Below are 14113 nucleotides of genomic sequence, written 5' to 3' on the forward strand. Positions count from 1 at the left end.
CGCTCCGTTCGCACGGCGGCGGGATCGCTGGAACTGAGAACGCGATCGCGCTGCGCCGTGCTGCCGGATCGGCATTGAGAACGGCGTCTCCTTCGGCGGAGTCGGCGCGCTCGCTTGATCAACGGCGAAAGCCCGCGCGGCAGGCCAGCGCGGCGCAAGGCACGGCGCCCGCATCGCCGCGGGGGCCGGGTGAACTCAACGGAAAACCCGATGCAGGGTTAGTGCTGCACCGTCTTCGCGGCTTGCGGCGTGGCCTGCGCCGGACCGGCCGGGCCGATCGCGTCGAGCTGACGCAACGACTCCTCGGTGGCCGGCGCCTGTTGCGGCGAAGCGCTGACCCGGGTGTGCGAGGGGCTGTCGAGTTCGCCCTTGACCAGGAACACGGTCTTGCCGACTTCCTTGGTCGCCGGGTCGACGCTCAACACCACGTGATCGCCGCTGCCGATGCCGGCGGTCTTGCCTTGCACCGCCAGGGCCGCGGCGACGCGCTCGGCGTCGGGTTCGGACAGGGGGCTGCCGTGACGCGCGAATTCGGCCTGGACCTTGTCGCGGATGTCGCCGATCAGGGATTGATCGCGATGCCCCGCGCTCGCCGTCGCGGCGTGCTTGGTTGTGCTTTGCGCAGCCGCATCGACGCCCGGCGCGATCGGATCGCGCACCGGCAAGTGAGTGTCGATGGTGTGGTGGAACCTGGCCTGGGTCGGCGGCGCGGTGCTGGTGTCGTAGTAGGGCTGCACGGTCGCGGCCGCGCCGAGGTTGAGGCCGTTGGTCTCCATGATTTCGCGATCCAGATGCAGCGCTTTCATGTCGATATGAACTTGCGGCTTGCCGCCTTCGGCGGTGCGGCCGTGGGCCTGCTCCCATTGGCTGATCATCGGCACGTAGATCGAGCCGTGGTAGTTGGGGTAGTCGGAATTGCCGCCATGGCCCAGGCGGGTCTGCGCCGGCGGCAAATCGTAGAAATGCTTGGCCATGCCGGCGGTGTTGGCCGGAGTGACCGCGATGGTCAGGTCCGCGCTCAAGGTCAGGCCGTCGCGCGCGGCGTAGGCGTAGTTGGGCGCGGCGCCGGTGCGGGCGATGAAGTCCGAGGCGCGTCCGGGCTGCATGTTGTAGACGTCGCCGAGGGTGGCGGCGGGTTTGGCTTCCTTGGCCGCGCTGACCAGCGCGTTCCAGCCGGCGATGTTGGCGGTGGATTCGTTGACCCGATCGCCTTCGATCACCTTGTTCAACAGCGGGGTGTAGTCGTGGACCGCGGCCGGGTTCTTGGCCAGCGCTTCGGCTTCGGCGTAGAAGGTCGAGCGCACCGCGTCGCGCGCGCCGCGGTTGTAGCCGTGCTGCACTTCGTGGCCGAGCACGAAGGTGATTTCGCCCTTGTTGAAGTTCGCGTCCAGCCCGGCGACCGGCAACGACATGGCCTGGGTGCCGCCGTTGTACGAGCCGCCCATGTTCGGGTCGGTCAGGGCCTTGAACGATTTGAGATGGCCCGCGGCGACCGCGCCGTTCAACTGGTCGGTCAACACCGGCGACCCCTTGATGGTGTCGCTGAGGTTCTTCACCGCGTTGGCGCTGACGCCGGGCTGCTTGCCGAAATCGTCGATCAGTTTCTGCAGATCGGCGCTGATGGGTTTGGGCGACATGGCGGCCTCCTGGCCTGCGGAGCGCTGGTCTTATTCGACGGTGATGGTTTTGACGCAGCGGTGGCCGATCGCTTCGGGCGAATCGTTGGACTCGCCTTCGACGAACACGCGCAAGGTGACTGGGCCGCGGAAGTTCCAGTAACTCAGGCGGCCGTGCTCGGCGTAGGTCGGGCTGTCCTGGAAACCCATGTCCTTGAGCGCGCGCGCGTAAGCGTCGAAATCCAGCGCGCACACCGGGGTCATCGGCGCGGCCGGGTCGCCAGTGCGGGCGAAATCGAAGGTCAGTTGCTGGCGCGGTTCGCCCAGCTTGGGGCTGACGAGCAGGTTGTACGACCAGTTGGCGTCGATCGCCGCGCCGGCGCCGAACGAGCCGTCGCCGCTGTCGGCGCGCTGCATGCGCAGGCCGGTGTGCCGCTCCAGGTGTTCGGCGGTCAGGTCGGCGTTGGATTTCAGGCTGCCGATCAGCTTCAACACGCGCCGGCTGACGTCTTCGCCGGACAGCGGGGTCGATGGAGAGGCGGTGGTGGTCATGGGGAACTCCTGGGTGGATCGGGTGTTGGCGTCGGTAGTGGCGTCGGACGGAGCCGGCAGGCTGGCGCAGGCGCTCAGCAGGCCGCCGCACAACGGCAGCCACCACGCGCGGCGGAGGAGGGAATGCGACGGACGGGGCATGCGTCTCCTCCTTGGAACGCTGGGCGGCCGCGGGGGCGGCTCGTTGGGTTGGTGGCTCGCTTGTGTGGCGGCTAGCGGGTTAACGCAGCCAGCATGCCGCTCAGGCCATCGCGGCCACAAGCGCGGGCCGGTGGCGAGCGCATCGCCGGCGTCGTTCGGCGCAAACCGGGGTCGGCTTCGCCTGTTCAGTTTTGTCGGGGCCAACCCGACGAGCCGGTGGCGCGTCACAGCGGCGAATTCGATGTCATCGGTAACAGCCCTGTCGTTATTAGCTTTCGGCATAAGCGCTCGGGATCGGGTCCGGGCGTTTCAAATGAACCGGTTAGTTCTGTTTTGCAGTGCAGCGTGCAAAGGGGATAACGCTTCCTTCACGATCGCCCCGCATCCCGACGTGGGGGAGGGAGCAAAGCCCGCTACCGGTTCTACCGGAAGCGGGCTTTTTTATTGGCTGGGGTTTTGGGGTGGGTTTTGGCTGGTCGCCGATGTCGCGTGGCGTGTCGTCGGCCGAGTCGAGGGGTTTCGTTGTGATCGCGGTGACGCGGTCGCGGCTTGCGCGGCTCCTACAGCGGGCGATCGCGACATCACCGCGACGAAACACCATCGCGCTCGCGCACGCATCAGCCACCGTCATCGCCATGCGATCATCCCTGCACGCCCGCATTCGCAGCTTTGATGGCTTCTTCCGATCGCACCATTTTCGAATCCGCTCAGGTCGAACGCGCCATTGCGCGTTTGCGCGCCGCTTCGCCGCAGCTGTCGGCCGCGGTCGATGAGCCGTCGCTGCTCGCGCGACTCGCGCGCGTGGCCGTGGTCAGCGATTTCGCCATCGACACGCTGGTGCGCCAACCCGACTTGCTACTGGCGCTAGCGGCCGACGACGGTGCCGCGCCGCTGCCGCCGCCGCAACTCGATACCGAGCATCGCGCCGACTGGGGCACGCGCCTGCGCCGTTACCGCAGCGCCGGTTCGACCCGGCTGATCTGGCGCGACGCGCTCGGCCTGGACAGCGTCGAGGACACGCTCGAGGGCAGCACCCATCTGGCCGAGGTTTGCCTGCAGATCGCACTGCGAGCATTGGAGGACGAATTCGCCCAGCGTCACGGCGTGATCCGCACGCCCGATGGGCAGCGGGTGGGGCTGGTCGTGTTCGGCCTGGGCAAGCTCGGCGGCGGCGAACTCAATTTCAGTTCCGATGTCGATCTGGTCTACGCCTACGAACACGACGGCAGCACCCAGTTCGATGGTCGCGATGCGGCGCGCGCGCTCGATGCGGAAACCTATTTCGCCAAGCTCGGCCAGCAGCTCGCGCGCTTGCTCGACGAACTCACCGCCGAAGGTTTCTGCCATCGCGTCGACCTGCGCCTGCGCCCGTACGGCAACGCCGGCCGCGTGGCCTGGTCGTTCGCGGCGATGGAGCAGTACTTCCAGCGCGAAGGCCGCGATTGGGAACGTTATGCCTGGCAGAAGGCGCGTCCGGTCGCCGGCGATGCGCAGGCTGGCGAGCGCTTTCTCGATAGCCTGCGTCCGTTCGTGTACCGGCGCTATCTGGATTTCGGCGCGCTCGACGGCCTGCGCGCGATGAAGGCCGCGATCAGCGCCGAGGTCGCGCGCAAGGAACTCGCCGACGACATCAAACGCGGGCCCGGAGGCATTCGCGAAATCGAATTCCTGGTCCAGGCCCTGCAGTTGATCCGCGGCGGGCGCGAGGCCGAACTGCGCGGCCGCCGTCTGTTGCCGGCGCTGCGCGAATTGATCGCGCAGCGGCAGATCAGCGACGAGGCCGGCGCGGCGCTGGGCGAGGACTACCGTTTCCTGCGCCGCCTGGAAAACCGCCTGCAGATGTTGCGCGATGCGCAGACCCACGCCTTGCCGAGCCTTCAGGCCGATCGCGAACGCATCGCCGCCGGCCTGAACTATGCCGACTGGGCCGCGTTGCTGAGCGATCTGGAACGTCGCCGCGAACGCATCACCGCCGAATTCGATGCCTTGCTCGCGCCGCGCCGCCGCCGCGCCGCGCCCGATGCATTGACCGCGTACTGGAACGCGCTGCCCGATGCCGGCGACGCGACCATCCTGGCCGATGCCGGGTTCGATGCGGCCGCCGATGCCGATGCGGTGTTGCGCGACTTCGCCCGCAGTCCCGGCGTGCGCGGCCTGTCGGATGCGGCGCGCACGCGCCTGGACCGGGTATTGCCGGCCTTGCTGCAAGGCACCGCGTCGTCGTCGCAGCCGATGCTCGCGCTCAAGCGGCTGCTCGCGTTGCTGCACAACGTATTGCGCCGCAGCGCTTATCTGGCCTTGCTCGACGAACAGCCGGCGGCGTTGTCGCGCTTGATCGAAGTGGTCTCGCGCAGCGCCTTGCTGGCCGAGCGGCTGGCTTCGCATCCCTTGTTGCTGGACGAATTGCTCGACGCGCGCGTGGTCGGTCCGTTGCCGGGACGCGAGGAACTGCTCGCGGCCTGCGCCGAGGTCGATGGCGGCGACGACACCGAACTGACCTTGCAGGCGCTCAACGAAGTGCGCCAGTCGCTGAGTTTCCGCATCGCGATGGCGCTGCGCGACGGTCGCCAGTCGGCGCAGGACAGCGCGCGTCAGTTGGCCTGGCTCGCCGATGGCGTGGCCGCGCGGGTGTTGCGCCTGGCCGAACAGGAAGTCGCCGCCGCGCACGGCCGGGTGCCGGGCGCGCGTTTCGCCGTGCTCGGCTACGGCAGCCTCGGCGGCGAGGAGCTGGGCTTCGGTTCGGATCTGGATCTGGTGTTTTTGTACGACTTGCCGGCGGCCGAAGCAGGCGAGGAAGCCGCCAGCGCCGAGCCGGCAAGCTCCGACGGCGCGCGCCCGCTCGACGCGCCGCGTTGGTTCGCGCGGCTGGCGCAGAAAATCGTCGCCCTGCTCGGCGCGGTGACCGCGGGCGGGCGCTTGTTCGACATCGACGTGCGGTTGCGACCCGATGGCGCCAAGGGTCTGCTGGTGTCGTCATTGGCGAGCTTCGCCGACTACCAGCGCGAGCGCGCCTGGACCTGGGAGCATCAGGCCCTGGTGCGCGCGCGCTTCGTCGCCGGCGATGCCGCATTGGGCAAACGCTTCGAAGCGGTGCGCGCGCAGACCCTGGCGAGTGAGCGCGATCCGGCCAAGGTCTACGAAGACGTCGGCGCGATGCGCCGGCGCATGCGCGCCGAACTCGATCGCAGCGATGCGGCGGCGTTCGACTTGAAACAGGGCGAAGGTGGATTGGTCGATCTGGAGTTCCTGTTGCAGGCGCTGGTGCTGCGCGATGCGCGGCGGCACGCCTCGCTGCTGGCGCCGCGCGACACCGCCGGCTTGATCGACACCGCGCATGGGATCGGCGCGTTCGACGATGCGACCGCGGCGTCGCTGCTGGCCGCGCATGCGACCTTGCTGTCGCGTGGCCTGGATTGCACCTTGGATCGGCGTGCGCGACGGATCGCGCCGGATGCGGCGGTGGAAACGGCGCGCGCGGCGATTCGCGCGGCGGTGGCCGGGCAGGGGCTCGTGTTCGAACAGGCATAGGCTTTGAATCGGCGTCGGAGCTTCCGCTCCCGACGTCTCGCGCCCGGATCGCGATCGACCTGTAGCGATGCTAAGGTCACGCCGCCCGAGCCCCAGCCCGAGTCCCAGGACCCCGCCCATGATCGACGACACCACCCGCGGCGTGATTTCGGTCTGGATGGGAACATCCACGCAGTCGCTCGAGGCCTTCAATCGCTACACCGACGGCATGGAGTCGCGCGGTTCCGGTTGCCCCGCGCACCGCGATCTGGGTTGCGACTTCATCGATTCGGATTTCTTCGCCGCGTGGCGCACCGCCGGCAACAAAGTGATTCCGGTCGAACAACTGGTCAAGGAAGTGGGCGTCAACGCGATCGAGACCGAGCAGGCGATCCTCGCGCGCTGCCATGCGCTCGGCGTGATCGAAGGCAACGCGCTGTACTACTACGATCACTGCAGTTTTCGCGAAGACACGCCGGGCCGGCTGTACAACGAGCTGCGCTTCATCGGCAGCTTCGCCGACCCGCGCCGCCGGATCGGCTGAGGTGACGTTGGTCCCCGATTGAGTAATGACGGATGCTCCCTGTAGGAGCGGCGTGAGCCGCGACCGCGAAACCACGCATTCGATGCAAGCGTGTTTCGCGGTCGCGGCTTACGCCGCTCCTACAGGGGGACCTCGTAACCTCGTCGATTATTCGAGGGGCATTTCGATCGACAAGCCGCGCGATCAATCCTGCAGCGCAAGCCGTTGCCGCACTTCCTGCGCCACCCGCATGGTCTCGCGCAACGGCACCACCGGATACGCCAGCAGCGATTGATCGAACATGCGCACCCGGCCCAGGCTCAGCAGGCTGTCGATGAAACGCCGCGGCCGGCCGTCGACGCGCTCCACGCCGAACGCGAACACCGGCACGCAGGTGGCCGCGGCCTCCGACAGCATGTTGACCGAGTCGGCGGTGCAGACGATGCGGTCGGCCCAGCCGAGCAGGCCGGGATAGGGATTGGTGCCTTCGCCGGGCTCGTACCACGACACCCGCGGCAGACGCGCCAGACGTTCGCGCAGGCGCGCGCGGATCTCGACCGGGGTGCGCCGCGAGGTCGTCGCCAGCAGGCTGCCGCCTTCGCGTTCGAGCAAGGCCTGCAACTGCACGGCCAGGGTGTCGAACGCGGCCTGGTCGAACGCGGCATGCGCGCTCGGGCCACCGAGCAACAAGGCGGTGCGCGGACCGGGCAAGGCGCCGAACGCCGGAAACGCCTTGCGCGCGCCGGCCAGCCACAGGTCGTCGACCGGGTTGAGGCTGCCGAGCAGGGTGATGACGTTGCCTCCGCGCAGGCCGTCGTGTTCGGGCGCGATCACCAGGTCCCAATGCGCGGGGTCGATGCGTGGGTCGAGGATCTGCACCGCCGCGCAGCCCGGGCCGCGCAGCAGTCGGGTGGCCAGCGCGGCCTGGCGGCCGCAGCCGATCGCCAGGCGCGGGCGCGCGCTCAGGGCGTGGACGAAGTCGGGGCCGAAGGCGCGTTCGGCGCCGGACAGCCGTCGCGGCGCCAGCCAGCGCCAGGGCGCGCGCGGGTGCAAGGTCCAGTCGGTGGCCGCCCGCCCCAGCGCCTGGGACAGGGCGCTGGCCTGGCGCTGATTGCCGGCGTGCCCGTCGGTCAGGATCCAGGTTGCAGAAATGTGGTCAGTCTTCGCAGAAAAGCCGTTTCGTTGCACAGATGCAGTCAATCCGTTCCGGGAGTGGCGGTCTAGCGGTCCGATCGAGACTCTACACTTCCGTCTCCCGACCACTTTGCCAAGCATGGCAGCCCCACGGAGAAGACGATGTCCAAGGCTCTTGACGACCAGACGCTCGATCAGCTGTTCCGCACCGCGCGCACCCACAACGTGCTCGGCGGGCAGGTCAGCGACGAGACGCTGCGCCAGCTCTACGATCTGGTGAAGTGGGGCCCGACCAGCGCCAACGGCTCGCCGGCGCGCTTCGTGTTCGTCAAATCCCAGGAAGCCAAGGAGAAGCTGGCGCCGGCGCTGTCGCCCGGCAACCTGGCCAAGACCCTGGCCGCGCCGGTCACGGTGATCGTGGCTCACGATCTGGAGTTCTACGAAAAGCTGCCGTACCTGTTTCCGCACGACGACGCGCGCAGCTGGTTCGCCGGCAACGACGCGGCGATCAACACCACCGCGTTCCGCAACGGCAGCCTGCAGGGCGCCTACCTGATCCTGGCCGCGCGCGCGCTGGGCCTGGACACCGGCGCGATGTCGGGCTTCGACAACGCCAAGGTCGACGAAGCCTTCTTCGCCGGCACCAAGATCAAGTCCAACTTCCTGATCAACCTCGGCGCCGGCGATCACGCCCAGCTGTTCCCGCGTTCGCCGCGCCTGCCGTTCGACGAAGCCGCGCGCATCGACTGAGGCGTGCCGCCGGCCACGGTTTCGCGGCGCGGATACATCCGGTTAGCGCCACCTGCGCGATAGTGCCCCGACGAATATTCACCCGATTGTTTTTGTTGGTTTCAGCGAAACACCCCGAGCAAGTCCCTTCCCAAACCCAGATCCAGGAGTTCCCTCATGAAGCGTATCCTGCTCGCCGCCGCCCTCGGCCTGGCGTTCGCCGGCACCGCCAGCGCCGCCGCCCTGACCTACAAGATCGATCCGAACCACACCGACGTGGTCGCCAGCTGGAGCCACTTCGGCTTCTCCAACCCGGTCGCGCATTTCGGCAAGGTCGACGGCAGCATCACCTACGATCCGGCCAAGCCGGCCGCGTCCAAGGTCGAGGTGACCATTCCGCTGTCGGGCCTGGATTCGCACGTCGCCGATTTCGACGAACACCTCAAAAGCGCGGATTTCTTCGACGCCGCCAAGTACCCGACCATCACCTTCAAGAGCACCAAGGTCGAAGCGGCCGGCGCCAAGAAGCTCAAGGTCACCGGCGATCTGACCGTGCACGGCGTGACCAAGCCGGCGGTGCTCGACGTGACCATCAACAAGGTCGGCGAGCAGCCGATGGCCAAGCGCGCGGCGGCCGGTTTCGACGCCACCACCACGCTCAAGCGCAGCGATTTCGGCATCGCCAAGTACGTGCCGAACGTCAGCGACGAGATCAAGATCCGCATCACCACCGAAGCGATCGTGCCCAAGCCCTGAGCCGTCGCAAGGCCGAACCGATAAACTGTTCGGCATGATCATCGAACGTCTCTCCAGCGCCCGCGGCCGCGTCCAGGCCGGCTGGCTCGACAGCCGCCACACGTTTTCGTTTGGCGGTTACTACGATCCGGCCTGGATGGGCTTCGGCTGTCTGCGGGTGATCAACGAAGACCGCGTCGATCCCGGCGCGGGCTTCGCCCCGCACCGCCACGCCAACATGGAAATCCTCAGCTACGTGCTGAGCGGCGCGCTGGCGCATCACGACAGCAGCGGCGGGGGCGGCGTGATCGGCCCTCGCACCTTGCAATGGATGAGCGCCGGTCACGGCGTGGAGCACAGCGAGTACAACGCCTCGCAGACCGAGCCCGTGCATTTTCTGCAGATATGGGTTCAATCCGATCGTTTGAATGCGCAGCCGGCGTATGCGCATAGCGATGCGTCGCTGGATAGCGACGGCGAGTTCGTGCTGCGCGCTTCGCGCGATGGCGCACGCGGCGGTTTGCCGATTCGTCAGGATTTGTTGCTGTATTCGTTGACCTTGGGCGCTGGGGTCAGCGCGCGGCGCATGCTCGACGGCGGGCGTTGGTATTGGCTGCAGGTGGCGCAAGGGCGGATCGAGGTCGACGGGCGCGTGCTCGAGGCCGGCGATGCGTTGGGGTTCCGCGAGGAATCCGGCGAGCGGGTGTTGACCGGGCTGGGCGATGCGCCGGCGGATGTGCTTTGGTTTGATTTGCCTGCGGGTTGAGCGGTCGAAGCAAAAGCAACAAAGCAAAAACTGCAAAGCAAAAGCTGCAAAGCAAAAGCTGCAAAGCAAAAGCGAATCCCCCCTGGCCCCCCTTTTGCAAAGGGGGGAACCCGGTAGGTGGGGTCATCGCAGCTGAGAGTTAGCTAGGATCCGCAACCACCTCATTGGCAAGCATCTCATCGAGATGGCGGCCATCGACCCGCAACACGGTCCGTCGACACCGTCCCGACCGCTTCTGCTGTTGCTGTTCCCCCCTTTGGAAAAGGGGGGGCAGGGGGGATTCGCTTTTGCCTCACCCCCCAAGCCAACAAACACCCCGCGCCCCCGGCCCAGCCCCCCAACACTGCTAAACTGCCCGCCCGCGTCGCCATCCGTAGTCCCCCATGACCACCGCAGCCAACGCCCATCCCACCCAGGCCAGCGCCGACCTGCGCTACACCGTCACCCGCGCCGATCTGCCGCTGAGCTGTCCGCTGCCGTCAATGGCGCTGTGGAACTCGCATCCGCGCGTGTACCTGCCGATCGAAGCCGAGCGCGAGTGCCTGTGCCCGTACTGCGGCTCGCATTTCACCCTGGTCGACGACTGACCCAGCGGCCATGACGCCCGTGCAGCCGACCCACGCGCGCCGGCTGACGGTGATGCAGTTGCTGCCGGCGCTGGAATCCGGCGGGGTCGAACGCTCCACCCTGGAAATAGCCGACGCGCTGGTGCGCGCCGGCCATCGCGCCATCGTCGTGTCCGCCGGCGGCCGACTGGTGCCGCGGCTGCTCGCGTCCGGCGCCGAACACATCGAACTGACGATCGGACGCAAGTCGCCGTCGACCTTGCTGCACGTGTTCGCGCTGCGCCGGTTGTGGGCGCAGCTCGGCGTCGACCTGGTGCATGCGCGCTCGCGCCTGCCGGCCTGGGTCGGCCTGATGGCCTGGCGCGGCCTGCCCGAATCGGCGCGGCCGCATTGGGTCACCACCGTCCACGGCTTGAATTCGCCGTCGCGCTACAGCGCGGTGATGACCCGCGGCGAGCGGGTGATCTGCGTATCGAACACGGTCCGCGACTATGTGCTGCAGCATTACCCCGACACCGATGCCGACATCCTGCGGGTGATTCCGCGCGGCATCGATCCGGCCGCGTTCGCGCGCGCGCCGTCGCCCGATCCGCAAGCGCGCGCATGGGCCGCATCGCTGCATCCGGCCCTGGCCGGCGACGGCCCGCTGCTGCTGTTGCCCGGCCGCGGCACCCGCCTGAAAGGCCATGCCGATGCGCTGACCCTGCTGGCCGCGTTGCGCGCCGACGGACGCGACGCGCGCCTGTGGCTGCCCGGCGCGCGCGCCGACGGGCGTGAGGCCTATATCGCCGAACTCGAAGCGCAGGCGCAGGCCTTGGGCATCGATGCGGCGATCGCGCTGACCCCGCCAACCGATGCGATCGCGCGCGCCTACGCCGCCAGCGATCTGGTGTTGCAGCTCTCGCGCAAACCCGAAGCCTTCGGCCGTACCGTGATCGAAGCCTTGTCGGTCGGTCGACCGGTGCTGGGCTGGGACCACGGCGGCGTCGGCGAACTGCTCGCGCGCCTGCAGCCGCGCGGCGCGGTGGCCGCGTTCGATGAGCGCGCCTTGTACGACGCGGCTTGCGAATTGCTAACGCAAGCGCCGGCGGCAGTGGATACGATGGCGTTTTCCCTGCGGGCGATGCAGGAGGCCACGCTTGCCGTCTATGCCGAACTCGTCGACACCCCCTGACGCGGCCGTCGCGGCCGCGATCGGCGAAGGCGTGGCCGATCCCTTGCACTGGGCCGGCGCGCGTCCGCCCGAGCCGCCGCCGGCGATCGTCGGTTGGCGTTGGGCGCCGGTGTGGATCCTGGCTTATGTCGCCTTGTTGTTCGCGCCCGGCATCGCCGAGACGGTGCTGAGCCTGGGCGCGATCACCATGCTGGTGAAGCTGGTGATGGCGCGCTTCAACACCGGCGCGCGCTTGCTCAGCGATCCGGCCTGGGCCTTGACCAGCGTGTTGTTCGCGGCCTATTGGCTGCCAGAACTGATCTCGGCGATCGACGCGGTCGATCCCGGCCGCGCGCTGCGCGAAGCGGCGGTGGACCTGCGCTATCTGCCGTTCCTGTGGCTGGTCGCGGCCGCGGTCGCATCCGAGCAGGGGCGACGCACGACGTTCGGCGGCCTGGCGATCATCGTCGGTGTCTGGACCGTGGATGCGCTGCTGCAGGCGATCAGCGGCACCAGCCCGTTGTTCTTCGCGATCGACTCGCTCAAGGTCGCGATCAGCGGCCATGGCACCTGCAGCGCCGAGGAAATCGCCGCGGTCGATCGGCTCGGCGGCATTCTCGGGCCGTGCAATCTCAAGCTCGGCCAGGTGATCGCGAGTTTCTCGCCGTTCGTGCTGTACGCGGTCGGGCGGCGTTTCGGTCGCGGCGGTTGGCTGGCGGCGACCGCGGCGGTCGGCATCGTGGTGGTGCTGGCCGGCTCGCGCGCGTCGTGGATCACCTTCGCCCTGGTGCTGTTGCTGTCGGGCTGGCGCATGCTCGGCTGGAAGCGTTTGCTCGGGCTGTTCGCCGCCGGGCTGCTGGCGCTGGTGATCTTGAATCAGACCTCGACCCAGGTGCATCAACGCCTGGAGCGCACCGCGCAGATCGTCGGCGCCGATCTGGCCGGTGTCGATACCGCCTTGTCGGGACGCACCCGGATCTGGCGCGCGGCGCTGTGCATGGTCGCCGCCCATCCGGTCAACGGCGTCGGCGCGCGCGGTTTCCGCGAAGCGTTCCCGGCCTGCGATCCGCAACCCGGCGTGACCACGTCCTGGGGTTACGGCCCGGCGCTGCACGCGCATCAACTGCTGCTGGAAGTGCTAAGCGAGACCGGCGCGTTCGGCCTGCTGATGTGGCTGGCCGGCGCGGCGCTGGCCTGGCGCGCGTGGACCTTCGCCGACGGCGCCGCGCGCGAACGCGCCCGGCCGGCGATGGTGGCGTTGTTGGTGACGGTGTTTCCGTTCAACACCCACCTGGCGTTCTATTCGACCTTCTGGGGCGGGCTGACGTTGCTGTTGGCGGCGTTGTATACCGGTAGCCTGCTCGCGCAACCGCCGCGAAGCGAGTAACGAGTGCAGAGGAGTGAGGAGTGAGTAGCAGAGCTCCTGCTCCTACTCGCTTCTCACTCCTCTACACTCACTGCTCGACCTTATCTCGATTTTCTGGGGCGGGCTGACGTTGTTGCTGGCGGCGCTGTCTACCGGCAGCCTGCTGGCGCAGCCGCCGCGAAGCAAGTAACGAGTGCAGAGGAGTGAGGAGTGAGTAGCAGAGCTCCTGCTCCTACTCACCACTCACTCCTCTGCACTCACTGCTCGCTTTTATAGGGCGAGACCATCCCCGGCGGCCGCCGCTTGAAACGGCGATGAATCCACAGGTATTGCGTCGGCGCCTGTCGCACCATCGCTTCGATCTGCGCGTTGACCCGCGCGCTGTCGTCGGTCGCATCGCTGGACGGAAACTCGGGCAGCGGCGCGCCGACCCGCAGGATGTAATCGGCACCTTCGCGACGATGGAAGAACGGCACCACCGCGCAGCCGCTCAGGCGCGCGAACTGATGGGTCGCGGTGATCGTCGCCGCCGGCACGCCGAAGAACGGCGCGAACACGGTGTCCTTGCCGCGCATGTCCTGATCCGGCGCGTACCACAGGAAACCGCCTTGCTTGAGGTGGCGCATCGCCGGACGGATTTCCTCGTTGGTGAACATCGCCGCGGCATAGCGCAGGCGTCCGCGCTTGACCGCCCATTCCATCACCGGATTGCGGTGCTTGCGGTACATGCCGGCCAGCGGCAGGTGATCGCACATCAGCCGGCCGCACATCTCCAGGGTCATGAAATGGCCGGAGATCATCAGCACGCCACGTCCGGACGCGCGCACCTCGTCGAGCAGTTCCAGCCCTTCGATCTTCACCGTGCGCCGCATCGGCTCGACCTCGCCCCACCACGCGCGGGCGAATTCGAAGAAGCCCACGCCCAGGTCGCGGAAGCTTTCGCGCAGCAGGACCTCGCGCTCGGCCTCGCTTTTCTCCGGGAAGCACAGCTTCAGGTTGATCCGCGCCGCGCGCCGGCGTTCGCCCGCCGCGCGCAGCGCGAACGCGCCGATCAGCGCGCCCAAAGCGCGTTGCAGGCCCCAGGGCAGGCGCGCGCCCGCGCACATCGCGGCCAGCGCGAGCCACATGGGCCACAGGCGCGGCGAGAGCAGGGACGGACGTGGGGGCAGGGTCGATTCGGCCATGCCGGTAGTTTATGCGGTGAGGCGATGAATGCCGCGCAATCGGCCGAAGCTGCGCGCCGGAGGGATTCGGACCGGGGCCGATTCGCGCGCGGTGGAGTGGGGCGTGGATCGCCTTCTCGCCGTCGTGGCCACCGCATCGCC

At 68.1% G+C, this 14113-nt stretch carries 12 protein-coding genes; 8 read left to right on the forward strand and 4 right to left on the reverse strand.

Annotation, left to right across the window (positions count from 1 at the left end; translation table 11 throughout):
- Positions 1-218 precede the first annotated feature (218 nt).
- Positions 219-1637, reverse strand: coding sequence for an XVIPCD domain-containing protein (locus tag ASD86_RS22825; protein ID WP_056116268.1), 1419 nt, complete (start codon positions 1635-1637; stop codon positions 219-221).
- 30 nt (positions 1638-1667) lie between these two features.
- The gene (locus ASD86_RS22830) at positions 1668-2309 is read right to left on the reverse strand and encodes a hypothetical protein (protein WP_056116271.1); all 642 of its coding nucleotides are present in this window, start codon (positions 2307-2309) and stop codon (positions 1668-1670) included.
- Between the two features lie 672 nt (positions 2310-2981).
- On the opposite strand from ASD86_RS22830, the gene glnE reads away from it, so the two are divergent.
- Together glnE and ASD86_RS22840 are read left to right on the forward strand one after the other, a co-directional pair.
- Positions 2982-5837 (forward strand): bifunctional [glutamate--ammonia ligase]-adenylyl-L-tyrosine phosphorylase/[glutamate--ammonia-ligase] adenylyltransferase, encoded by a 2856-nt coding sequence (gene glnE, locus ASD86_RS22835; protein WP_056116274.1) that lies wholly within the window; start codon positions 2982-2984, stop codon positions 5835-5837.
- 118 nt (positions 5838-5955) lie between these two features.
- On the forward strand, positions 5956-6360 hold the full coding sequence (locus tag ASD86_RS22840; protein WP_056116277.1) for an immunity 22 family protein: 405 nt from the start codon (positions 5956-5958) through the stop codon (positions 6358-6360).
- Positions 6361-6543: 183 nt separating this feature from the next.
- Here ASD86_RS22840 and ASD86_RS22845 read toward each other — a convergent pair whose 3' ends face one another.
- Positions 6544-7491: a mitochondrial fission ELM1 family protein gene (locus ASD86_RS22845; RefSeq protein WP_056116569.1), complete on the reverse strand. Its 948-nt coding sequence runs from the start codon at positions 7489-7491 to the stop codon at positions 6544-6546.
- A gap of 144 nt (positions 7492-7635) precedes the next feature.
- On the opposite strand from ASD86_RS22845, the gene ASD86_RS22850 reads away from it, so the two are divergent.
- From ASD86_RS22850 to ASD86_RS22875, 6 genes are all read left to right on the forward strand, one after another.
- Positions 7636-8223: a malonic semialdehyde reductase gene (locus ASD86_RS22850; protein WP_056116280.1), complete on the forward strand. Its 588-nt coding sequence runs from the start codon at positions 7636-7638 to the stop codon at positions 8221-8223.
- 156 nt (positions 8224-8379) lie between these two features.
- Positions 8380-8958 (forward strand): YceI family protein, encoded by a 579-nt coding sequence (locus ASD86_RS22855; RefSeq protein WP_056116283.1) that lies wholly within the window; start codon positions 8380-8382, stop codon positions 8956-8958.
- 34 nt (positions 8959-8992) lie between these two features.
- Complete coding sequence (locus tag ASD86_RS22860) at positions 8993-9703, forward strand: pirin family protein (protein ID WP_056116286.1); 711 nt, start codon at positions 8993-8995, stop codon at positions 9701-9703.
- 383 nt (positions 9704-10086) lie between these two features.
- A complete protein-coding gene (locus ASD86_RS22865; protein ID WP_036111296.1) occupies positions 10087-10290 on the forward strand; it encodes a zinc-finger domain-containing protein in 204 nt (67 codons plus the stop codon).
- Positions 10291-10300: 10 nt separating this feature from the next.
- On the forward strand, positions 10301-11443 hold the full coding sequence (locus ASD86_RS22870) for a glycosyltransferase (RefSeq protein ID WP_056116289.1): 1143 nt from the start codon (positions 10301-10303) through the stop codon (positions 11441-11443).
- Positions 11409-12809 carry an O-antigen ligase family protein gene (locus ASD86_RS22875; RefSeq protein WP_235567867.1) on the forward strand — a complete coding sequence of 467 codons (1401 nt, stop codon included), beginning with the start codon at positions 11409-11411 and terminating at the stop codon, positions 12807-12809. Before ASD86_RS22870 ends, ASD86_RS22875 begins: the two co-directional genes overlap by 35 nt.
- A 236-nt stretch (positions 12810-13045) precedes the next feature.
- Here ASD86_RS22875 and lpxL read toward each other — a convergent pair whose 3' ends face one another.
- Positions 13046-13972, reverse strand: a complete 927-nt coding sequence (lpxL, locus tag ASD86_RS22880) for an LpxL/LpxP family Kdo(2)-lipid IV(A) lauroyl/palmitoleoyl acyltransferase (protein WP_056116292.1) — start codon at positions 13970-13972, stop codon at positions 13046-13048.
- Positions 13973-14113: the final 141 nt, after the last annotated feature.

This window comes from Lysobacter sp. Root690 (assembly GCF_001427785.1).
In the GTDB taxonomy this organism is placed as follows: domain Bacteria; phylum Pseudomonadota; class Gammaproteobacteria; order Xanthomonadales; family Xanthomonadaceae; genus Lysobacter.

Coding starts and splice junctions, on each gene's coding strand:
- ASD86_RS22825 (WP_056116268.1), bottom strand. CDS start 1,637: ATGTCGCCCAAACCCATCAGCGCCGATCTGCAGAAACTGATCGACGAT.
- ASD86_RS22830 (WP_056116271.1), bottom strand. CDS start 2,309: ATGCCCCGTCCGTCGCATTCCCTCCTCCGCCGCGCGTGGTGGCTGCCG.
- glnE (WP_056116274.1), top strand. CDS start 2,982: ATGGCTTCTTCCGATCGCACCATTTTCGAATCCGCTCAGGTCGAACGC.
- ASD86_RS22840 (WP_056116277.1), top strand. CDS start 5,956: ATGATCGACGACACCACCCGCGGCGTGATTTCGGTCTGGATGGGAACA.
- ASD86_RS22850 (WP_056116280.1), top strand. CDS start 7,636: ATGTCCAAGGCTCTTGACGACCAGACGCTCGATCAGCTGTTCCGCACC.
- ASD86_RS22855 (WP_056116283.1), top strand. CDS start 8,380: ATGAAGCGTATCCTGCTCGCCGCCGCCCTCGGCCTGGCGTTCGCCGGC.
- ASD86_RS22860 (WP_056116286.1), top strand. CDS start 8,993: ATGATCATCGAACGTCTCTCCAGCGCCCGCGGCCGCGTCCAGGCCGGC.
- ASD86_RS22865 (WP_036111296.1), top strand. CDS start 10,087: ATGACCACCGCAGCCAACGCCCATCCCACCCAGGCCAGCGCCGACCTG.
- ASD86_RS22870 (WP_056116289.1), top strand. CDS start 10,301: ATGACGCCCGTGCAGCCGACCCACGCGCGCCGGCTGACGGTGATGCAG.
- lpxL (WP_056116292.1), bottom strand. CDS start 13,972: ATGGCCGAATCGACCCTGCCCCCACGTCCGTCCCTGCTCTCGCCGCGC.